Annotated in this window: 15 protein-coding genes; 8 read left to right on the top strand and 7 right to left on the bottom strand. The window is 41.3% G+C overall.

Annotation, left to right across the window (positions count from 1 at the left end; genetic code table 11):
- Positions 1-100 precede the first annotated feature (100 nt).
- Positions 101-1,132 carry a LacI family DNA-binding transcriptional regulator gene (locus IRQ78_RS02995; protein ID WP_138599246.1) on the top strand — a complete coding sequence of 344 codons (1,032 nt, stop codon included), beginning with the start codon at positions 101-103 and terminating at the stop codon, positions 1,130-1,132.
- On the opposite strand, the gene gtfA is transcribed toward IRQ78_RS02995, so the two are convergent.
- Positions 1,129-2,601, bottom strand: a complete 1,473-nt coding sequence (gene gtfA / locus IRQ78_RS02990) for a sucrose phosphorylase (RefSeq protein WP_194441304.1) — start codon at positions 2,599-2,601, stop codon at positions 1,129-1,131. The genes IRQ78_RS02995 and gtfA overlap by 4 nt on opposite strands.
- A gap of 138 nt (positions 2,602-2,739) precedes the next feature.
- Between gtfA and IRQ78_RS02985 the strand changes: the two genes are divergently transcribed.
- On the top strand, positions 2,740-3,960 hold the full coding sequence (locus IRQ78_RS02985; RefSeq protein WP_194441303.1) for an MFS transporter: 1,221 nt from the start codon (positions 2,740-2,742) through the stop codon (positions 3,958-3,960).
- Between the two features lie 152 nt (positions 3,961-4,112).
- The gene (locus IRQ78_RS02980; RefSeq protein WP_194441302.1) at positions 4,113-6,512 is read left to right on the top strand and encodes a TonB-dependent siderophore receptor; all 2,400 of its coding nucleotides are present in this window, start codon (positions 4,113-4,115) and stop codon (positions 6,510-6,512) included.
- 49 nt (positions 6,513-6,561) lie between these two features.
- On the opposite strand, the gene IRQ78_RS02975 is transcribed toward IRQ78_RS02980, so the two are convergent.
- Both IRQ78_RS02975 and IRQ78_RS02970 read right to left on the bottom strand, forming a co-directional pair.
- Entirely contained in the window at positions 6,562-7,779 is a 1,218-nt protein-coding gene (locus IRQ78_RS02975) for a sugar efflux transporter (RefSeq protein WP_323741521.1), read from the bottom strand.
- A gap of 134 nt (positions 7,780-7,913) precedes the next feature.
- Positions 7,914-10,412: a S8 family serine peptidase gene (locus IRQ78_RS02970; protein ID WP_194441301.1), complete on the bottom strand. Its 2,499-nt coding sequence runs from the start codon at positions 10,410-10,412 to the stop codon at positions 7,914-7,916.
- A gap of 556 nt (positions 10,413-10,968) precedes the next feature.
- Here IRQ78_RS02970 and IRQ78_RS02965 point away from each other — a divergent pair.
- Genes IRQ78_RS02965 through IRQ78_RS02950 form a run of 4 tightly spaced genes read left to right on the top strand, consistent with a single transcriptional unit; the run spans position 10,969 to position 14,100 of the window.
- Entirely contained in the window at positions 10,969-12,483 is a 1,515-nt protein-coding gene (locus IRQ78_RS02965; RefSeq protein ID WP_138599242.1) for an autotransporter outer membrane beta-barrel domain-containing protein, read from the top strand.
- A gap of 36 nt (positions 12,484-12,519) precedes the next feature.
- A complete protein-coding gene (locus IRQ78_RS02960) occupies positions 12,520-12,912 on the top strand; it encodes a curli production assembly/transport protein CsgE (RefSeq protein ID WP_138599254.1) in 393 nt (130 codons plus the stop codon).
- Entirely contained in the window at positions 12,902-13,327 is a 426-nt protein-coding gene (locus tag IRQ78_RS02955) for a curli assembly protein CsgF (RefSeq protein ID WP_054554013.1), read from the top strand. Before IRQ78_RS02960 ends, IRQ78_RS02955 begins: the two co-directional genes overlap by 11 nt.
- The gene (locus IRQ78_RS02950) at positions 13,327-14,100 is read left to right on the top strand and encodes a CsgG/HfaB family protein (protein WP_054554014.1); all 774 of its coding nucleotides are present in this window, start codon (positions 13,327-13,329) and stop codon (positions 14,098-14,100) included. Before IRQ78_RS02955 ends, IRQ78_RS02950 begins: the two co-directional genes overlap by 1 nt.
- 148 nt (positions 14,101-14,248) lie before the next feature.
- Here the strand turns inward: IRQ78_RS02950 and IRQ78_RS02945 are convergent, their stop codons facing one another.
- The 4 genes from IRQ78_RS02945 to IRQ78_RS02930 all read right to left on the bottom strand — a co-directional run bounded on the left by IRQ78_RS02945 (position 14,249) and on the right by IRQ78_RS02930 (position 18,987).
- Positions 14,249-14,947, bottom strand: coding sequence for a helix-turn-helix transcriptional regulator (locus IRQ78_RS02945; RefSeq protein ID WP_054554015.1), 699 nt, complete (start codon positions 14,945-14,947; stop codon positions 14,249-14,251).
- 163 nt (positions 14,948-15,110) lie between these two features.
- Positions 15,111-16,619 (bottom strand): trehalase family glycosidase, encoded by a 1,509-nt coding sequence (locus IRQ78_RS02940; RefSeq protein ID WP_138599239.1) that lies wholly within the window; start codon positions 16,617-16,619, stop codon positions 15,111-15,113.
- 2 nt (positions 16,620-16,621) lie between these two features.
- On the bottom strand, positions 16,622-17,878 hold the full coding sequence (locus tag IRQ78_RS02935; RefSeq protein ID WP_054554017.1) for an MFS transporter: 1,257 nt from the start codon (positions 17,876-17,878) through the stop codon (positions 16,622-16,624).
- Between the two features lie 104 nt (positions 17,879-17,982).
- Positions 17,983-18,987: a LacI family DNA-binding transcriptional regulator gene (locus IRQ78_RS02930; RefSeq protein WP_054554018.1), complete on the bottom strand. Its 1,005-nt coding sequence runs from the start codon at positions 18,985-18,987 to the stop codon at positions 17,983-17,985.
- A gap of 256 nt (positions 18,988-19,243) precedes the next feature.
- Between IRQ78_RS02930 and IRQ78_RS02925 the strand changes: the two genes are divergently transcribed.
- Entirely contained in the window at positions 19,244-21,502 is a 2,259-nt protein-coding gene (locus tag IRQ78_RS02925) for a TonB-dependent receptor (protein ID WP_138599237.1), read from the top strand.
- The last annotated feature ends 70 nt before the right edge of the window (positions 21,503-21,572 follow it).

The raw sequence follows: 21,572 nt of genomic DNA, 5'->3' as shown, positions 1-21,572 counted from the left end.
CTCATTCTTTTATGGTACGCCTATTTTTATGACTAAAAACACTTTTTTTCGACTCTTTATATGGTAATTTACAATTAAGTAAATCGATTAAGAAGCTACAATGACAAAGCCAAAAAGTTGGACGCTGAAAAGTATTGCCCAAGAGTTAGGTGTTTCAAATGCCACTGTATCAAATGCGTTTAACCGCCCTGATCAATTATCGAAAGCACGCCGCGAAGAGATTTTGGCTGCCTGTAAAAAGCTTGGCTATTTTGGCCCTAACAAGGCGGCACAATCATTGCGCCGAGGCACCTTTAATATTGTTGCGTTAGTATTACCAGACAGCGTTGAATATATGATATCTGACCCGGTTGCTAGCAGCTTTATGCGCGGTGTGTCAGCGGTGCTCGAAAAAAATGGTATTAACCTTTTATTATTTTCAGGCAACAGCGATAACCTAAATAGCGTTGTCGACTTTGTAGATGGTTTTATTTGCTACGGCCGCCCACGTAATAAGCAACTTGTTGAGCAATTAAAACAGGTTGCCAAACATGTGGTAACGGTTGATTTTAATATCGGTCGCGATGCCTCAGTAAACGTAAACAACCAACAAGCCAGCTTTGATATTGCAAAACACGCACTTCACAAAAATGATGATCGGGTTGCTATTTTAGGCCTGCGTTTACTCGATAACGACGTATTATGCCGAGTATACGAACATCATGAGTTTGAAGCAGGTCAGTCGATTGCTCATCAACGACTGCGCGGTTATCACCAAGCAATCAGCGATGCTGGCATCACCCTGGGTGATGATAGAACATGGAATATTCCTGAAAGCAGCGAGCGCTTTGCAAGCATTGCCGCCAAAGAAGCACTTAGCAGTACACCAAGGCCAAACGTATTGTTATGTATGAGTGATTTGATCGCCCTTGCCGCCATGCGCGAAGCATTAAAAATGGGCTTATCGGTTCCTGAAGATGTCAGAATTGTTGGCTTTGATGGCATCGATGAAGGCCAACGATTTGTGCCAAAACTCACCACTGTTCATCAAAATAGCGAAGAAAAAGGCCGTATTGCTGCGACCTTGTTTCTATCGAAAGAGCAGCAAACAGCCGAAATCGACTATCAACTGCAATTGGGTCAAAGTAGTTAAGCTAAAAAGTCAGCCAAATCAACAATACTTTGTTCGCCTTCACGGTGATCAACAATGATCACTTCACGGCTAGCAAAGTCAACTTTTAACTCGATTGAGCTGGTATCATCATGCCAGCTTAAACGGCACACACTGCCTTCACCTTTAGCAATAAACTCACCGTTAAAAGCTGGATGCTCATTACGTAATTGAATCAGCTTGATTAAACCTTTCACCACAGGTTTAGCAAGCGCAGCATCAATGTCTTGCGCATTTAAGTAAGGGCGATTGATATCACGACCAACATTGGTACGAGCCAATAATTCCATATCGTTCTCACAAGCGAACAGGCCACCATAATAAACTTGTGGAATACCTGGTGCGAAGAACTGAATTGCACGCGCTAATAAGTAATCAAAGTCATCTGCGCCCAAGGCATTGTAATATGTGCAGTTTACTTGATATAAATCGACATTACTTGCTGCTGCACCAGTCGCTAGGCGGCTTTGCCCTTCACTCTTTTCATGAATGGTTTCAACCAAGTTATCAATTTGCGCAGCGTCTAATAAGCCCGGTTTATCACCCATCGGGCCTGCGTCAATGATGCCAATGCCATCATGAGTATCAAGTACCGTTAAACAGTTACGCGGCGAAATAGTTAGCCAATTCAGTAATGCTTGCGCATCATTGCTAAACAAGCTGTGTAAAATAAGGGGTGGTAAAGCAAAGTCATAAACCATATTTACACGCTTTGCGACTTCAACCTGAGTTTGGAAATGGCTATGGATCTCGGCAATGGTTTCCATACCCGCTTCATTTGCTTGCGCCGAAAGCTTATTTAGATACTCAAAAGTTTCATCCAACATAAAGCAGTTTGTGCCAGCTTCTTTAATCGCATAGCCTGCCGCATCTAAACGAATAATATTGACATTATTATCAGCAAATTTGCCAAGCACCGTATTTAAATACTCGATACCCGCCGTTGATTTCACATTGATATCAATTTGGTTATCGGTAAAAGTGGTCCAAAAATCATAGGTTTGGCCGTCACCACATGTAATTGGTGTAAAACAACTACCTGGGCGCGGACGATAAATCGCTTGTTGTTCAGCCTCAGACATGCCATTTGGGAATACATCATCTTTGGTTAGAAATAAATCCCAAAATTCAGATTGCTTGCCTTTAGCGAGTACATCTTTAAATTGGAAAGATTGTGCTGAAACATGGTTAACAATTAAGTCAGCCATTAAGTCATAGTTTGCACCAAGGACTTTTATATCGTCCCAGCTACCAAGGCGCGAGTCTACTTCACTATGATCAATAGGATCAAAGCCAGCATCACTGCCATCAATCGGATTATAAAATGGCAACAAATGTACACCTGCAAACACATTGTTAAGTGGGCCATTTAATAAATTACTTAATTCATCAATACCTTGACCAGTAATACGGTCTGCGTAGGTGATTAATTGCACTTTATTGTTGATCATAATTGTTAATACCAAGTTGAAACTTAATCGATTAAGATATATCTTTAACCACGACAGCAAATTATTCAAGCAGTTTTTATAGTTTTTATACACTAATATACATAGTAAAGGCGCAGACCTTTCGGTGGGGATACAACAATGAATAGAACACACGATCCTTTGCAAACCATTAGATGGCTGACATACATGATGTTTTTTATGTTTGCGATGACCTCTGATGCGGTTGGTATGATCATACCTGAGCTTATCGAAGAATTTAATTTAAGCATGACCCAAGCCAGTGCTTTCCATTATGCACCGATGGCACTTATTGCTTTTAGTGGCCTGTTTTTAGGCTTTTTGGCCGACAGCTTTGGCCGCAAACAAACCATCATGCTAGGACTCGGCATCTTCACCATTTGTTGTTTTCTATTTGCTGTTAGCAGTAGTTTTAGCGTATTTGTAGTGCTGCTTAGCTGTATTGGTCTTGCTATTGGCCTATTTAAAACCGGTGCTTTGGCACTGTTAGGTGATATTTCTACAAACAATTTAGAGCACACAAAAACCATGAATTTGGTCGAAGGTTTCTTTGGTGTTGGCGCCATTGTAGGCCCTGCCCTTGTCAGCTTTTTAATCACCCAACAGGTTAGCTGGACCTACCTTTATGTCATCGCTGGGGTTTTATGTTTGATTTTAACCATAATTGCTTGGCGTGCAGATTACCCTAAACCTAAAAAGCTAGAAGAACACGCAAAACCGGCCTCTCTTGCAACCACTATGAGCATGATGAGAAACCCTTATGCACTGGGCTTTTCATTAGCAATTGCCCTTTATGTTGCAACCGAAGTAGCAATATACGTTTGGATGCCTACTCTACTTGGCGATTACGACGGCCCGTGGCAATTACTGGCAACCTATGCACTGACCTTATTTTTCATTTTACGCGCAGCGGGGCGGTTTTTAGCGGTATGGCTATTAAATTACTTAAGCTGGCAAGCGGCGATGCTGTATTTAAGCTTAGGAATTGCACTGTGTTATTTAGGCTTAATCTTCGGTGGCGTTGATTGGGCAGTGTTCTTACTCCCTTTATCTGGGCTGTTCATGTCGATGATCTACCCAACTTTAAACTCAAAAGGTATTTCTTGCTTTGCGGTGCAGCAACACGGTGCGGTAGCTGGAGTTATTTTGTTTTTTACCGCCCTTTCTGCGGCAGCAGGCCCATTATTAATGGGTGTGATCAGTGACTACTTTGGCCACATTCGTTACGGCTTTTATCTCGCAACAGGCTTCGCATGTTTACTGTTTTTAGCCATGCTATATAACTACTTACGTAACCCTGCTGAGCAAGCGTTAGCGCAGCACAGTGCATTAAGCCACTAAATAAAAATCGTTAAAAATCAATTATCGAACATAAATCGTGCAAGTTTTTCACTAAAAAGACTTGCACTGTGTAAAATTATTGTTATCTTAACTTAATCGATTAAGAAAACAATTTAGACAACAAACCATCTGGGATTGAGACGAGGCACATTATGACAACACACAAACATGCCCTTTATACATTAAGCGCGCTTGCATTAGCAGTAAGCCAAAACTTACACGCCGAAGAGCAAGCACAACCTGAGGCTAAAAAAAGCGGTCTTGAAACTATCGTTGTAACCGGTGTACCACGCCGTACAACCATCATGGCATCAAGCTCATCGGTTAGCAGTGTGACATTAGCTGAAATTGAAGTATCAACACCACGTTCTACTGCAGAAGCCTTCAGAACAATTCCGGGTGTACGTTCAGAATCGACGGGCGGTGAAGGTAACGCAAATATCGCGGTACGTGGTTTACCGGTTGCATCGGGCGGTGCTAAATTCTTGCAACTACAAGAAGATGGCTTACCTGTTATGCAGTTTGGCGATATTGCCTTTGGTAACGCAGATATCTTCATGCGCTTAGATTCAACAGTGCAAAGTGTTGAATCAATCCGTGGTGGCTCAGCATCAACTGCAGCAAGTGATGCCCCAGGTGGTATCATCAACTTTATTTCAAAAACAGGTGAGAACGAATCAGGCAGTGTATCAACCACTGTTGGCCTTGATTATGACTCTATTCGTACGGACTTTGAGTATGGTACTTACCTAAACGACAGTGTGCGCTATCACATTGGTGGCTTTGTTCGCCAAGGCGAAGGCCCGCGTGAAACTGGTTATACATCTAATAAAGGTGGCCAAATTAAGGCAAACCTAACGAAAGAATTTGATGCCGGTTATGTACGTGTGTACTTTAAACACCTCGATGATAAAAGCGTAGGTTACCTACCTATGCCTATGTACTCAGATGGCGATTCAATCTCAGGTTTCGATGCGCAATCAGATACGCCGCATTCAGCACTTTTCACACAAACGCTGCGTTTAAATGGTGATAACCAAATCAGCACGGGCGATATGACCGACGGTATGAACCCAGTTGTTACCTCAGTAGGTTTTGAAGCAGCATTTGATTTAGAAAACGACTGGCGCATCGAAAACCGCTTTAGAACGTCATCAGTAAGCGGTAACTTTATTTCTCTTATTCCAGCTGAAGTTGCAAGTGCAAGCTCTATTGCTTCTAGTATTGCTGGTGATGGTGCATCGCTTGTTTATGCAAATGGTGGTTCAGCAGGCGAAGCCTATGGCGATGACGATTTAGCAATGCGTATTCACACATTCGATGTAACGCTAAACGACATGGGCTCAATTGTTAATGACCTTAAGTTAACTAAGTCGTTCTCTGATGACACCAGTGTTACGTTTGGTTACTTTGCATCAAGCCAATCGATTGATATGTCGTGGCTTTGGAACTCATATGTTATGGAGCTAAAAGGCGACAACGCTGCATTACTTGACGTTTACGCTGCAAATGGCGACAGCTACTCAGATAATGGCTTGTACGCTTATGGTACACCTTACTGGGGTAACTGCTGTCAACGTAACTACGACACAGAATACGAAACACGCGCACCTTACATTAACTTAGCCACTAAGTTTGGCGATTTAAGCATTGATGCAAGTGCTCGCTATGATTCAGGTGAAGCACGCGGTAACTACGCAGGTGCCGTAACATCAACAATTGATATGAATGGCGACGGTACCATCTCAATTCCTGAGCAAAGTGTTGCTGGTATTGATAATGCAAATCCTAGCATTGTTAACTACGACTGGCACTACAGCTCATACTCAATTGGTGCGAACTACCAAATTGATCCAAGCTTTGCGACATTTGCCCGCTTAAGTAAAGGCGGCCGCGCGAATGCAGACCGCTTATTATTTGGTAAAGTAGACGCTGATGGCTCTGTTGCCGAAGCCGATGCAATTGATGAAGTAAATCAATACGAAATCGGTGTGAAAAAACGTTTTGATTCACTATCAGTATTTGCAACTGCATTCTACGCAGAAACTGAAGAGCAAAACTTCGAAGCAACATCACAAAAGTTCTTTGACCGCGAGTACGAAGCAAAAGGTATTGAGGTTGAATCAACCTACTACGTAGGTGATTGGGACTTCCGTGGTAACTTTACTTGGACAGACGCAGAAATTGCTAAAGATGCGTTATCGCCAGAGTTAGTCGGTAATACACCACGTCGTCAAGCTGACCTTATTTACTCACTAATGGCAACTTACAACTTTGATAAAGGTGCTGCTGGTCTAAGCTTTATTGGTACAACGGATGCTTACGCACAAGACAGTAACGACCTTGAGTTTGATGGCTATACACAAGTGAATGGTTTTGTAAGTTACAATCTGTCTGAAAACTTAAGTCTATCGCTTAACGTGAACAACCTGTTCGACACCGTAGGTATCACAGAAGCAGAAGAAGGCTCAGTACCAGATAACGACATTATCCGCGCCCGTACTATTAACGGCCGTACAACGTCGCTTACTTTAAAATACTCTTTTTATTAATTACTCTCCTCCCTCGTTTTAGCCCAGTGTTTACTGGGCTTTTTGCGTTTTATGTGTTCTTACCAACAGTAACAAAAGGGTGCTGTATTTGACTAAGTTGCTGCTCATTTCGTTTTACATAACTAAATAGTATTAAGCACCCAAGGGCCAAACTGGCTGCTAGCATTGAGCCAAGTGTTGCAAACCTAAAACTATAAAACTGTGCAACAACCCCAGTTGCCCCTGCCCCGCACATAACACCCAGTTTAATGGCGTTCGTGTAAAACGCTGAGGTAAACCCTATTCGTTCGGGGAGCTGATCTTGTAATACGGTTAAGCCAATGCCCGCAAAAATACCGTAAAACAGCCCATTCAATACTTGCAACGCGATCAAATGCCAAACTTGAGTGGCAAAAAACACTCCTAAATAAAATACAATGGCACAACAAAATGCCACCGCAAGCATCGCGACTTTACTGTATTTTTTAGCAAGCTTAGCCCCATACAGCATGATAGGAATTTCTAACAGCGCCACTACACCCATAAACAGCCCAGGCGTATGTTCAGCGAATCCTAGTTCAGTAATGCTATAAAGCGGCAGTGCCGATGAATACATAATATTGCCCGTTGAACCAAGCATAATAGCTAAGCCCAACAACCAAAATGATAAACTCGCTGCGGCTGCAGGCTCTCTGCCGTTTTGTGATTTCTTAGCGCTGTAGTCAGGAATAAACTTAAATGCAAAAATAAGAGCAACCAAGGCACACACCGCAGCAAAGTAAAACGAGCGGCTAAACTCGCCTCCAGCGGCTAACAAATAACCAAGTGGCGGACCGCCCACCCACGCAAAGGAAATAGCAGCACGTAAACGGGAATTAAAACTGGTGATGTCGATGTTCTGTTGACGCCCAGCCCATTGTCTTGCCACGGTCATCATTTGCGGAATTGCCGCATTACCCATTGCAAGAAACAACACGCCTGCGAGCAAGACTTGCCAAAATGCAGTAGCATTCGCAAAGGCCACTAACGCACACACCATACCCGATACAGCCACCATAAATAACTTTCGCGCACTGGTGCCTTTATCAGCCATGCTACCTAGCCACTGACTGATAACTAACCCCATAATGGTGACCGCCACCACATAAACACCTAAGTACATAGGGGGTGCTCGCAGCCCTTCTACAATAAATAAGCTCATCAATGGGTTAACGAATGCCCCCATTAACCCGGTTAGCATACTTAGAAGAATAAAAATTACACCATGCTGTTTCAGCAATGCTTTCACTCACAACCCCACATCAATACGACAAGTCAACATTTAAAGGGCGCATATTATACATTGTTGTAGTAGAAAACTCATTTTGTAATACAAATAAAAAAGCCCAGCGGGGAAACTGGGCTTTGTCGTGTGGAACAATGTTAGTCGAAGGACACTGTTACTGGGTTAGAACAAGTCGTTTCAGTTACACATACTTGATACTCATAGCTTGGCAACTCAGCCTTACGCTGTACATCGCGGTAGAAACCACGATCAGCGACTGTTTCAATTAGTTCACCGTTACGATAAATGCTTACTTGATCGGCCACTGTTTGCCAACCTAAATCAACACGCATCGTACCTAATCGTGTTTTACTTGCACGTTTAACAGATAGCTCAATTTCGACATCAGATACCACAACCGTTTGTGTAAACGTATCTGTTTGACCTTCGCTATCGGTCGCAGTTAGCGTTACTTCATAGCTACCCGCTTGTGCGTAACTATGCATAGGGTCAGCATCTGTTGAAGAAGCACCGTCACCAAAGTCCCACGCCCAAGCAACAATATCATCGTTACTATCAGTGCTGGTGTTAGTGAAAGTGACATTTAAGCCTGATGTTTCAAATGCAAAGCCAGCTTGTGGTGGCTGCGGGCTTACTTCACCAATAGCGCTAAACGTCAGTGACCAGCTGTTTAAAGTACCCGTATCAGCTGACAGTACGTCTTTCACATTAAGTACCCAATCACCTGTCGCAACTTCACCATTAAAGTTTGCTAGCGAATAGCTTTGTACTAGGTCGTCGGCACCACCACCTGATTGGCTGTGTAGTGTAGCTGTTGTACCTTGCGGCGACGTTAATGTAACGATTAAATCACCAATGTAAGTATGAGCAATATCAATACTTGCATCCGTTGAGAAAACCGTCAGTTCATCTGCAACTGTAATGATTGAATCAACACCCGTGTCATTGTTATCTGGAATAGACACTGGTGTTTCATTTGAGTAAGTAAAGTCATTTAAGCCAACAGGGTTAACAAACAATGACGCACTGCTTTGTTTAGCTAGCTCGCCCGATGTTGCATCAACAACAAAACTATAGCTACCCCACGCTGTTGCCTCTTCTGTTGGTACAGTTAAAGTAACTACATCACCAGGAACCGCCTCAGTTTGCGATAGCGTTGCGCCCGCTAAGTCAGCTTGAAGTGCTAGGCTAACAACACCTTCCCACTGGGCGATTGAGCCAATTTCAAAGGTATAAGTTGCCGTTTCACCAGCAGTAATCTGCTGTGAACTTGGCGAAACCGAGATTTTGAAGCTTGGAGTCGGATCAGCTTGTTCTAGTGCCTGATTCACATTTAAACGATTGCCAGACACTGTTTTACCTTGCAGTGCTTCATTCTGGTCACCGCTATTCATTAGCAACTCTTTAAGTTCAAGCGCTGTTAAATCAGGATTAATCGATAGTACTAATGCTGCGGCACCCGCAACATGTGGTGTTGCCATTGAAGTACCCGAATAACTAGCATAACCATTGCCCGGTACCGTTGATAAAATAGCACTACCCGGTGCACCTAAATCAACACTGGTTAAACCCCATTGTGAAAAGCTAGACATGTTATCTCTGCTATCAGTGCTGGCAACAGATAATACGCTGTCGTGCTCGTAGTTTGACGGATAGTGAGGGTTTTGGTCATTATCAACCGCATCGTTACCCGCAGCAGCAACGAATAAGATATCAGCTTGTTCACTCGCTGTGATAGCATCCGCTAGAGCTTGGCTAAAGCCACCACCGCCCCAACTGTTATTTAGAACACGTAAATTTACGCCTTGATTCTTAAGATCAACCATGTAATCGATACATTTAATAGCGTCAGAAGTGGAACCGGTACCATCTGCACTTAAAAATTTACAACCTACAATCGATACTTCGTGGTTAACACCTACAATACCCGTGCTGTTATTACCTGACGCGCCAATTGTACCCGATACGTGAGTACCATGGCCTTGGTCATCCATTGGATCACCAGAGTCAGTGATAGCATTAATACCGTGAACGTCATCAACATAACCATTACCGTCGTTATCGATGCCATCTCCTGGAATTTCGCCTGGGTTGATCCATGCATTATCAGCTAAGTCTTCATGGCTGTAATCAACACCCGTGTCAATCACACCAACAACAACATCGCGACTACCTGTTGAGATAGACCATGCTTCAAGCGCATCGATGTCAGCATCATCTACACCACCTGTCTGACCTTCATTGTGTAACCCCCACAATGATGAAAAATCTGGATCATTAGGCGCACTTGCAATTGAGACTCGATAATCTGGTTCTACATATTCTATGGCGGCATGAGTTTGTAGACGCTTGATAGCTTCTTTTGTACTCATTCCTGCAATTTTAAACTTAGCTAAACGGCCAGATAAAATCGCTGAGTAATTATCATCAACACCATCTTTATTCATATCGCTGATTGTGGCTCTGACTAAGCTACGAGCATGAGCACGCATTGCTGCAGAAGTGCCCTTTTTATACATAACGAGTACAGAATCTTCACTTGCACCGACGAGAGTTGTTTTTGCTGGTGTGCTGATTTGCGCAGCACCTATACAAGGTAATAAGGCGAGGCTTAATACAGATAATTTAGTTTTCATATTTACTATCCATAATTAGTAATACTGACCGAATCAACATGATTCGACCACCAAAGCTCATTACTTCTGAAAATGATTATCACGCGGCATACCCCATAAATGGCGAATTGCAGATAACAGGCAAGGAAAAAAATTAAACAGGCAGCAAATCCATGCTTTTTTACCAATTTAGATTCTAAATTCAGATAAAAATCAGCCTTTTTCGTGACAAATGGAGCGTCAATTACCCGAGGTTATTTATCAAACTTTTTTACTGCTTTGTAATAATTCCTCATATCAAAACCTGATTAGATAATTATAAGATCATGAAAATAAAGAATTAATTAAAACCACAAAAACTGCTGATTTTATATTATTCCATATCTGTCTAAAGTGATTTTCTGTTAATTGCTTTATCTTTTCAGTGCATTTAACAATTTTGCTTCATTCACTTCTGATTGTTAGCGAACACTTGAATATCACGCAATTTAATCCGGCAAGGCATGCCGGTACATGGCCCTAAAAGCAAAAATAATATTTTAGGGCTTTGATTAATAATAATTTAAAGGAAATAATCATGAAGTTAAGAAAGTCTCTTCTTACCTGTGCAATCACCTTTGCACTCGGTTCAAGCTTTGCTGCTAACGCAAATACTGATGACAAAGCGCAGTCTAGCTCTGAGCTTGCTACTCAGGTAACAACTTTAGGTGTTAGCAACTCAATTATTCTAGATCAAGTATCTGTCACAGGTGTGGGTAATGAAGCAGTTATTACCCAGCAAGGCACTGGACAACGTGCAGAAACCGTCAGTATTGGTGACGGCAATATGGTTCAAGTTAACCAAGCACAAACATCTAACTTATCACTTATTTATAATACAGGTGATTTCAATGATGTTGCTCATACTCAGAATGGCACAATGAATGGCGCACTGTCTGAAACAGTAGGTAACGACAATGCTATTCGTGTTGAACAACAAGGTGCTGGCTTCTTTGGTATTAATAATGAAGCTATTAACACAGTTACAGGTGATGAAAATACAATTACTGTAACCCAAGGTGATGGGGGCCACTGGTTCTACAACTTCGATTTAGAAGGTAATAGCAACACAGTAAGCTCTGAGCAAGTTGGTTTATTAAATGAAGCTACATTTAATACTGTCATTGGTGATGACAACACGATTGAAGTAGCTCAAGAAGGCTTATTCAACGCCTTTACGTCAGATGAAATTGTCGGCAATGGCAACGACATTACAATTGACCAGACCGGTGCGTTTAACAGTGCAACATTAACTTCTGTTCGTGGTGATTACAACGAAGTTGAACTTGAGCAAGATGGCGACTCAAACACTGCGTTAATTGCTGAAGTTACAGGTAATGATAACGAAGTTAAATCAGACCAAGAAGGCAACAGCAATAGCTTTGAATCAGCGGTATTAATTGGTGACGGCAATACGTTACTTGTTAATCAAAAGCAAGATGGGAATACTGCAGGCTTAGATGCAATTGGCAATGATAACGAGCTAACGGCATTCCAAAATGGTAACGGCAATGATGTATACCTTGGCGCAATTGGCAATGATAATGAATTTGTTGCAAACCAAATTGGTGATGCAAACAGTGCACATATTGCTAACTTCAATGGCAACGATAATAACGTTGATATTGCACAAGCAGGTGATGAAAACACGGTACTGGTTCAGTCTTCTTATCCAGATACATCGCTATCTTCAAATGATAATGATATTGCGATTAACCAAGAAGGTAATCTAAATGAAGCCGCACTAACGTTTGCAAGTGTGCTTGATAGCAACAATAACCAGGTTGCTTTCACACAAGTTGGTGAACTGAATGCGATTGACCTTATCATGGAAGGAAGTAGCAATTCAGTTGATATTAGCCAAACTGGTTCTGAAAACTTTGTTGCAGGCATTGGTGAAGGCGCATTCTTGTTAGGTGGTGAAGGTAATTCACTGGTAGTTGTCCAAGAAGGTAATGCTAACCTTGTAGAAGGCTCAATGATTGGCTCTAACAGCACGGTCGTTATCACTCAGCTAGGTGATGGCAATATCGCGACTGTAACCCAAGAATAATCATATTTAGGGGGAGCCTTGCTCCCTCATTTCGCTATGAAATTAAATAACTTTCTCCGCATATGTTGTATCTTGCTTGCAGCTCATAGTGCTGCTAGTTATGGCGAAGATCTCGAAATTGATGGTTTAGTACTCGATAGAAGCATTAGCCGATTTGGCCATCAATTTTATTTTGAGTTTGCCAATCTTTGGCGTGACTTACCTTCAACAGCTGGCTTTAATATCGAAATAAAAGAAACGGTATTACCTCGAGCGGGTACTCGCCTTGTTTTAAGAATGAACAACCAAATTGTGTACGTTACCTACCTAGGGCGTCGTTTAGAGCCATTAGATGAGCGTGTTAAACAAGCCATGTATAGCGTAATGGATGCAATGGCGCGTAACAAAATGCAGCAATCATCACCTGATATGGCAAAAAATGGATGGTAAAATGAAATACTTAACAACACTAATAATAATACTCTGCCCCCTCTACAGTTGGGCAACTGAACTCGTTTATACCCCTATAAATCCAAGTTTTGGTGGCAGTCCACTCAATGGCAGCATGCTGCTTAATAAAGCGCAATCCCAGAATAAACATAAAGCGCCAACAATCGAACAAACTTATGGTGAAAAATTTCAAGACTCATTAGAGCGTACCTATTTAAATCGCATGGTTCGTGAGATCACCGATATGGCGTTTGGTGATGAAATCGACGACAGTATTTTTAACGGTGACTCTATCTTCATGACAGGTGATTATGAAATTCAGATCATTACCAGTACTAGCGATTCTATTACTGTAAGAATAACAAATACTTCTGATGGAACAATTACAGTTATTGAAGTACCGAGGTTTGGATAATGAGAAGTTTAATCTTAACCACACTAATCGTAATTTTGTCGGGTTGTTCATCAATGGGCAATTTAATTCCACCGACAAAGCAACTCGCAAGTACACTAGAGCCAACAGAAACCTTTAAGGCATTGCAAGCACTTCCACAACCAGTGGGCAGCATTCCTGTTTCTGTGTATTCATTTCGCGACCAAACTGGGCAATACAAACCTCAAGCTAATGTCAGTTCGTTTTCTACCGCAGTGACCCAAGGCGCAAACTCTATTTTAGTGCAAGCATTACATGAATCAGATTGGTTTATTCCGGTAGAACGTGAAGGTCTACAAAATATTTTGACTGAGCGCAAAATTATTCGTGCCGCGCAAGCCGAAAACGACAAACTGCCTGAACTGCCACCGCTTACGACTGCAAAAATAATCTTAGAAGGCGGTATCATCAGCTACGATACTAATATTAAAACGGGCGGTATTGGGATGGAATACTTCGGGATTGGCGCATCAGAGTTATACCGTGAGGATGCAATCTCAATTTATTTACGTGCTGTCGATGTTCGCACAGGCCAAGTTTTGCTATCCGTTGCGACAAGCAAAAAAGTGCTCAGTCAAGAAATGCGCGCTGGGTTCTTTCGCTATGTCAGTTACAAGCGTTTAGCTGAAGCAGAAGCCGGTTTTACCGACAACGAGCCTATGAGCATCTGCGTAACTCAAGCAATAGAAAAAGCATTAAGTGATCTTGTACTAAAAGGTATTAACAAAGGTATTTGGGCTGCAAAAGCGGTCTAATTGAATTGTGACGCTGACATCACAGCGTCACACACTTAAAATGAACTGCCGACTTTCGTCACCAAGAACTACTACTAACCATGCTAGAGCTAAGTACTGGGTAAAATCACTCTCCTTTAAACACAATACTTGCACCTTTGGATTATAATCACTGTGTATTTTGTAAAGACAAACTCACTGCCATGTAGCTTTGTGCCCAGTTAGCTAGTTCTACGCGATTACGTGATGATGTTTTCTTAAATGCGCTGTAAAGATGGGTTTTAACCGTATGATCGCTGATGTTTAAACGCTCTGCGATATCTCGATTACTCGCGCCTTGTGCAAGTAGATGAATCACTGATTTCTCGCGTTTAGTTAGTAAGCTGAGATCAATATCGTTATTTACCGAATCATTACTGGCACTAAATTGACTACGAGACATAGCATAAAGCATGTGATTAAAGGTTGTAGAAATACTTTTACGACTAAAAAATAACTCACCATTGATCACTCTCACAAGCCCTGAAAAAATATCTTCAGGTGATTGCTCGGCAAAAAACACGCCTTTAATGCCATTTAAAAGTAGGTTCTTTTCACAGATGGCGTCAGCATCTGCATTAAAAATAACCACTGAGTTTTGCTTAGCAAGTTGTACTAATTCTGCTGGTAATAGGTCTTTCCAATCGGTGTTAGTGCTATCTATCAGATAAAGATCAAATTCGTCGCGCATCGCATCTTGGGGTAAGCTTGTATCTACCTTGACGCGGACAAAGAATGCATCAAGCATCTTGATTAAATATTGATAGCTTTGACTACGGTTTTGCAGTTTTGGTTGTGCTTTTAGAAAAACAGAAGTTGGTTGAATCATCTCATTTCTTCCTTGAAACATTTTATTCACAATACCCAATTTGGATACATGATTCAACCATTTACAATCCTTTATTTTAGTAATTTACAACATCACCAATCCATTTGGATGGCCAGACGCATGAGTTAACAAATTGTAAATAACAATACTCACATCTCCCCTTTTAAAGTGAGTCATTGAGTAGTTTGTAAAAACGTGATGTTACGCCGTTCGTCCAACCAAACCCTTGTTGTACTGTGTATTCACCGCCACCAGCACGACTTACCAATTCACATACATTGTATTTTTCAAGAAGACACTTATCCTCAGCAAAACGCATTTCGATCATACTCAACCAATTTTTCATGACAGCTTCAGCTTCGCTGATAAAGCCATAGTCAAGCAAACCCTTAACAGCAAACCATTGCAGAGGTGCCCAGCCATTAGGGCTATCCCACTGCTGAGGAGTATTGGATAATGTTGTAACTAACCCTCCAGGTTTTAAAAAGTCACTCATTAGTTTAGTTTTTACTTGCTGAGCTTGCTGCTCAGATGCAGCACCGACAAATAAAGGTACAGCCATTGCCATAGAATCAATGGGACTTTGCTTATTCAAACGAATATTAAAGTCTCTATAAACGCCTTTATCATTGTCCCAACAATATTGATTAATTGCTTCTAGTCTAAATAATGCCAATTCAGCAATTGCTCGACTTTTATGCTCTTTGTTAATTAAGCTGTAAAACCTTTCTAAGGTCTTTTCGAGGTTATAAACTAAACAATTTAAATCAATAGGTACTATATTTGTTGTTTCAATACTCTTCAAATCACTTGGCTCACTGAGCCAGCGACTGCTGAAATCCCACCCTGATTCACAGGCAGCACGAATATTTTGAAAGTAACTCAACTGCTGATCAGCTGAAAGGTTTTGCGCATCATGCAAATCTTCTTTCAACGACTCTGGTCGTGGCGAGCGGGCGCTATCCCAATATCGATTTAAAATAGCCCCATCAGACATTTTAACGACACGCTTAGTAGCTTGTTTATCGTCAACTAACTCTTCACACCCTTTCATCCAAAACTGATATTCAGCTTCTAATGCCGCTATCGCATTTTCTAGCCAAGAAAAGTCTTTGCGTTGCTCATATTTAGCCTCCCATAATAGCGTAACCATCAAAGCTAAAACGGGCGGCTGAGACCGAGAGCTGTAATAAACTCTATTTCCATTTGGAATGCAGCCATTGCGTTTTTGCAAGTCAATAAAATTATTAACCATGGCTTCAATGGTTGCCAGGTCGCCTATGTCCTCAAGGCCTAATGCTGTAAAGTAACTATCCCAGTAGTAAATTTCTTGAAAACGTCCACCAGGAACAATGTAGTCAAACTGTAGAGGCATCAAAGAGCTTGATAAATCACTATCGGCACTGCGATGCAGGTGCGGCCATAGATCGAGTATATACTGGTTTACCGATGTCGTATTGAGTTTCGCCATTGGTATAGCTTGGTTGGCGAATGAAAAGTGCGACATAACAAACTCACGAAGCTTTTCACCTTGCAAAGGACCTACTAATTGGTATAACTCACTCGCACTCTGCCAAGATAAATTGGGGACTGCATCTGCAAATGTTTTAGAATCAGCAAAAATTTCTGCCATTTGCACATCTTTAAATAGCTGGCTATTAACAAAGTTCATAATCATTCCTTAATTGCCTGACGTGTCAGACCATTTTCTAAAACAAGCGTCGCTTTTTTAAACGCCGAAACACTTACTAACAACAGGACTATTGGCAGCAAAGTTAAATAAAAGGCGTGCTGGCCACTAAACTTATCGAACACAAAGCCCGTAATTATTGAACCCGTGGTGCCCCCTAAAGCCGAGAAAACAACGATTAAGCCAGTCATCGCAGCATGTTTATGCTTTTCTAAAGAACTCAGCATGACTGAGTTGAGTAAAGGGTAAATAGGTGCCATAAAAAAACCGACTAGAGGCAACATATATGCCGCAAAAGGCACATCAAAAATATTTTTTACTTGGCTGCCATCAACATCATGAGTAAGAGGTAAAACAAGTAAAATCAACAGCCCCATTGTAATCAGGCAAGTCAATAACATCTTGAACCAACTAATAAACCTAAGTACTTGCCCAGCAACCAAACGGCCAAGCGCTAACGCTGCAGCAAATAAACTAGCGAGCTGAATACTGACATCAACGGGGAGTTTTAAAACTTGATTGTTAAAGGTAGGCAGCCAGGTACCCACTCCTTGTTCAATTAAAACGTATAAAAAAGCACTAACTACAAAAATAAGCACTAAGGGTTGGTAAGTTAATTTCAGCATATCTAAGAAAGCGTCTACTTGTGACTGTTTCTGGTTATGTAACTCAGGAGATTTAATTGGCGCTGTTAAAACAGTAAAGGTAGTCACTAAGACGATCGCTGCTAGCATGTAATATACATTCAACCATTCGTTACTTTGGGGGTTATTAGCATCGATGAATAATGCGAAGATCCAGTAACCCGATAACACCCCAAGCATAAACACTCCTTCAATAGTGTTTAGCAAAGACGAATGTTTGTTCGCGTTATCAGAAAGTTGACCAATAATTGAGTAAACAGAGATTTTCACTACAGCGAAACTACAACCAATTGCAGCAAATAATGCTTTTAGCACCCAAAATTCAGCAATGCTTGGCACCAATAAACAAAGAGCCGACACTAACAATAACGCACAGAGCATCGCGATTTTGTAGCCTATCCTTGGAATGAATGAAGCGACTAAAAAAGACATAATGGCAATGCTCAAATCCTTAAATCCCTCTAAAACAGAGGCATCCGTCTTGCTAACATCCAGGCTATTAATTGCTTGTAAAATAACAGTGCCTACACTATTGAGCATAATTGCAAATACAAAATAGCTGCTTGCTAACGCTATGGTAATTCTTAATGAAGCCATTTAACTATACCGAAAGTAATTTTTACTCAGTCTAGTTGAGTGGAATTTCTTTTGCAAACGTTTGCAATAACAAAATACACAATTTATTCACAAAAAACCGAGCTCTATTTGCTAGATTGTCGATTTATCATTTCAATTTCAACAACTTGGGAGTTAACTTTTTGGCCTGCGAGTTGTGCAAGTAGTTTTTCAACCAAAATAATAGAGGCGCGCTGGGTATTTTGCTTAATAGTTGAAAGTGATGGATGACTAATATCAGCCATAGAAATGTCATCAAATCCGATAAGACCAACATCATTTGGTATACTGATGTAGCGTTCTTTAAGGGCCTTCATAGCGCCAAGAGCGACCATATCACTACATGCCATAATCCCATCGAAACAAAGCCCCTTATCTACCAGTAACTGATTTATACCCTGATAGGCAGCTTTACTCGTGATATCGATAGACAGTACATTTGGCGTGGCTTTTGCCTTTGAAACTGCATCTAAGTAGCCTCTGTAGCGCTCACCAATTTCAGCGTGAGCAGGATCGCCCAAAAACAACACATTTTTTGCACCGTGCTCAAGTAAGCGTTCAGTGGCTAAACGGCCTCCCAAGTAATTATCACTACCAACTATAGGGTAATTACTTTCTGTTTTTGGATCTCCCCAAACAACCAATGGAACACCCGCATTTGCAGCTGCCTCAATATTCGCCTGGCTTTTACCTTGTCCGACAACAATCAAACCATCAGCCCGACGGCTGTTGATGAAATAATTGACCCAATCATCACTTGCCATAAATGAGTTAGAAAGTAACAGTTCGAGGCCATGCTTATTCAGTGCAAGGTTAATTTCGCCAACAAGTTTCAGTAAAAAAGGGTCATTAATTGATTGTTCTGTGTCACCATCAAGATTGATCATCACAGCAATCACATTGGTTTTTTGCGTTCGAAGACGGCTTGCAGCAGTATTCAGACTAAAGTTGTGTTTCTTCGCTAAACGCTGAAGCTTCTGCCTAGTTTCTAGTTTAATCAAAGGGTTATCATTAAGTGCTCTTGACACTGTCGAGGTAGATACACCTGCTAATTTAGCAAGATCAACTAATTTTAATTTTTTATCGTTCATGGCAGTAACACAGTAATCCTTAAACTGGGATAACAATATAGCATTTTTTTAAACAAACAACTGCTTAAAATTTTTTATTAAAAATCAATAACAAAACCAAGTTAACTGGAAGAAACCAAGAAAATTGTGAAAAACAGTTACAAAATTGTTTGCAAACGTTTGCATAAACTTCTATGGTTTAAATAGGCAAAGCATTAACAATTTTTTAAAATCTTGTTATGCAGTGTACTTAACAACAGATTAGTGGGAAAAAACTATGGCAACAAAACACACACGAACTGCAATTGCATCCGCAATTCTTTTAGCAATGTCAGGCCAAACTGCTTTTGCTGAAGAGCAGACACAACAGGCAGCAGAAGAAAAAGTAGAACGCATTATTGTATCTGGTACACCAGGTGGTGTAGGTGTTCGCAAAATTGACGCTGGTTATGCCGTGACGAATATTGATGCTGACCAAATTGTTAAACTTTCACCTAAAAGCACCGCGGACTTGTTTAAAGCTGTACCTGGTGTTTGGGTAGAAAGCTCTGGTGGTGAATCAGGCGCGAACGTATTTGTACGTGGCTTTCCGGGTGGTGGTGATGCACCATTTTTAACAATTAGCATTGATGGCTCTCCTATCTACCCTGCTCCGACGCTCTCATTTTTAGAAAACTCTTCTATTTTCCGCCTTGATGAAACAATTGAGACAATGGAAGCACTTCGCGGTGGCCCTAACCCAGTTGTTTCAAACGGTCAGCCCGGTTTAACAACAAACTTCCGCTTAAAGCGCGGTAGCGAAGATACCGAAGCTATTTTTAAGTACACAACATCTGATTATGACCTACAACGTATTGATGCGATGGTAAGTGGTGAAATTTCTGAAGATTTTTACTACATGGTAGGTGGTTACGTTAAGAGTTCACCTGGTATTCGTGACGCAGGTTTTACCTCAGAAAAAGGCAATCAATTTACGATTAACCTTACAAAGGTGCTAGACAATGGCACCATCAACTTATACAGCCGTCATACCGATGATCACGGTGCGTGGTACTTACCTACGCCTTTAAATGTTGAAGGTATTGATGCTGGCTACACACAACTTGGCACTCTAAATCGTCAAGCAACTATATATACTGGCCCTAACAATGATGAACATCAAATTGACTTAGGTGAAGGGCGCGGTTGGAAAGGTCATGTGTCTGGCGGTAGCATCAAGCTTGAATTTGATAATGGCTGGCAGTTTGTAGATCGCTTTAACTTTACTAAAGGTGATGCAAATACCTACGGCCTTGTTCCAGCAGGCTCTGCAACAACATTGGGTGAAGTAGCAACTAATGGTGAAACCGCAGCAGGTGCAGCAACAGGCACTGTTTATGATGCAGATACACCAGTACAACAACTTGGCCGCTGGGTTGTATTAAAAGAAATTAGTTCATTCACTAATGATCTTGCCTTTTCTAAAGACTTTGGTGACCTGTCTGCCGCATTCGGTTATTACACAGCAAGCACATCTGCAAACGACTGGTGGAGCTTAGGAAACGCTGCTTATCATGTACTTGAAGCAGGCGGTGAGATGTTAAATGACATTGAGTGTAATGCAAGTACTGAAGGTTGTGCATGGAACTACGATATTAACTCGACAGGTGATGCACGCACCAATGCGTTTTACTCAACAGCTCAGTATAAAATCAATGATGCATTCACACTTGATGCAGGTATTCGTTTTGAAAATCACGAAGTAGAATACACGGTAGATGAAGGCCTAGATGGTGTTATTACTAAATCTATCCAGTACGATGAAAGCAAAACATCATGGACAACAGGTATTAACTACTCAATTAATGATGATATGGGTGTATTTGCACGTGTTAACCGTGGTTATAAAATGCCTTATTTCGATGATTTTCGTGATAACTACGGCGCTTACCAAGGCGGCGAAAAGTTAATCAAAGAAGTGACACAGGCTGAATTCGGTTACAAGCTTTTGACTGATAGCACTGATTTTTATGCCACTTTATTCACGAATGAAGTAAAAGGTGACACTTTTGTTCGTCGTCCAGGCGCCCCTGCTGAAATTTTAACAAATGAAGCATACGGTATTGAGCTTGATTATAACTATAACCACGAATCTGGTTTCTCAGTTAACTTAAACTCAACACTGCAAGAAACTGAGATCACAGAAAGCCCGACCAACGAAGGCAACGAAAGCCAACGTCAGCCAAAATGGCAAGTACGTGTTACACCGAGCTATGACTTTGAAGTCAGCGGCATGTATGCAACTCTATACGGCACAATTTCAGCAGTTGATGATCGTTGGGGCGACAACGAAAATACTGTTACATTAGAAGGCTATGAAAAAGTTGACCTAGGTTTAATTGTTGAGCCTATGGAAGGTATTAAAATACAGTTAGCTATTGATAACTTAACTGATGAACAAGGCATTACCGAAGGTGATCCTCGTAATGCTGATGCACCAAATGGCCGTTATATTATGCCTCGCACCACGCGTTTAAGCGTAAGTTATGAGTTTTAAACTCTCCTAAAATCCCTTGGCTGTAAGTCAATCAATACCCAAGCCACAGTGTTTTACAACCTGTGGCTTT

The organism is Pseudoalteromonas simplex, assembly GCF_015278155.1.
Classification (GTDB): Bacteria; Pseudomonadota; Gammaproteobacteria; order Enterobacterales; family Alteromonadaceae; genus Pseudoalteromonas; species Pseudoalteromonas simplex.
The sequence above is the reverse complement of the archived record's forward strand: the minus strand, read 5'-3'. Positions and strand labels throughout refer to the sequence as shown.

Bases quoted from the DNA above. Each gene is read 5' to 3' on its own strand.
- IRQ78_RS02970 (WP_194441301.1), bottom strand. From the start codon at position 10,412: ATGAAAACTAAATTATCTGTATTAAGCCTCGCCTTATTACCTTGTATA.
- IRQ78_RS02965 (WP_138599242.1), top strand. From the start codon at position 10,969: ATGAAGTTAAGAAAGTCTCTTCTTACCTGTGCAATCACCTTTGCACTC.
- IRQ78_RS02985 (WP_194441303.1), top strand. From the start codon at position 2,740: ATGAATAGAACACACGATCCTTTGCAAACCATTAGATGGCTGACATAC.
- IRQ78_RS02960 (WP_138599254.1), top strand. From the start codon at position 12,520: ATGAAATTAAATAACTTTCTCCGCATATGTTGTATCTTGCTTGCAGCT.
- IRQ78_RS02980 (WP_194441302.1), top strand. From the start codon at position 4,113: ATGACAACACACAAACATGCCCTTTATACATTAAGCGCGCTTGCATTA.
- IRQ78_RS02995 (WP_138599246.1), top strand. From the start codon at position 101: ATGACAAAGCCAAAAAGTTGGACGCTGAAAAGTATTGCCCAAGAGTTA.
- IRQ78_RS02925 (WP_138599237.1), top strand. From the start codon at position 19,244: ATGGCAACAAAACACACACGAACTGCAATTGCATCCGCAATTCTTTTA.
- IRQ78_RS02940 (WP_138599239.1), bottom strand. From the start codon at position 16,619: ATGAACTTTGTTAATAGCCAGCTATTTAAAGATGTGCAAATGGCAGAA.
- gtfA (WP_194441304.1), bottom strand. From the start codon at position 2,601: ATGATCAACAATAAAGTGCAATTAATCACCTACGCAGACCGTATTACT.
- IRQ78_RS02945 (WP_054554015.1), bottom strand. From the start codon at position 14,947: ATGATTCAACCAACTTCTGTTTTTCTAAAAGCACAACCAAAACTGCAA.
- IRQ78_RS02935 (WP_054554017.1), bottom strand. From the start codon at position 17,878: ATGGCTTCATTAAGAATTACCATAGCGTTAGCAAGCAGCTATTTTGTA.
- IRQ78_RS02955 (WP_054554013.1), top strand. From the start codon at position 12,902: ATGGATGGTAAAATGAAATACTTAACAACACTAATAATAATACTCTGC.
- IRQ78_RS02930 (WP_054554018.1), bottom strand. From the start codon at position 18,987: ATGAACGATAAAAAATTAAAATTAGTTGATCTTGCTAAATTAGCAGGT.
- IRQ78_RS02950 (WP_054554014.1), top strand. From the start codon at position 13,327: ATGAGAAGTTTAATCTTAACCACACTAATCGTAATTTTGTCGGGTTGT.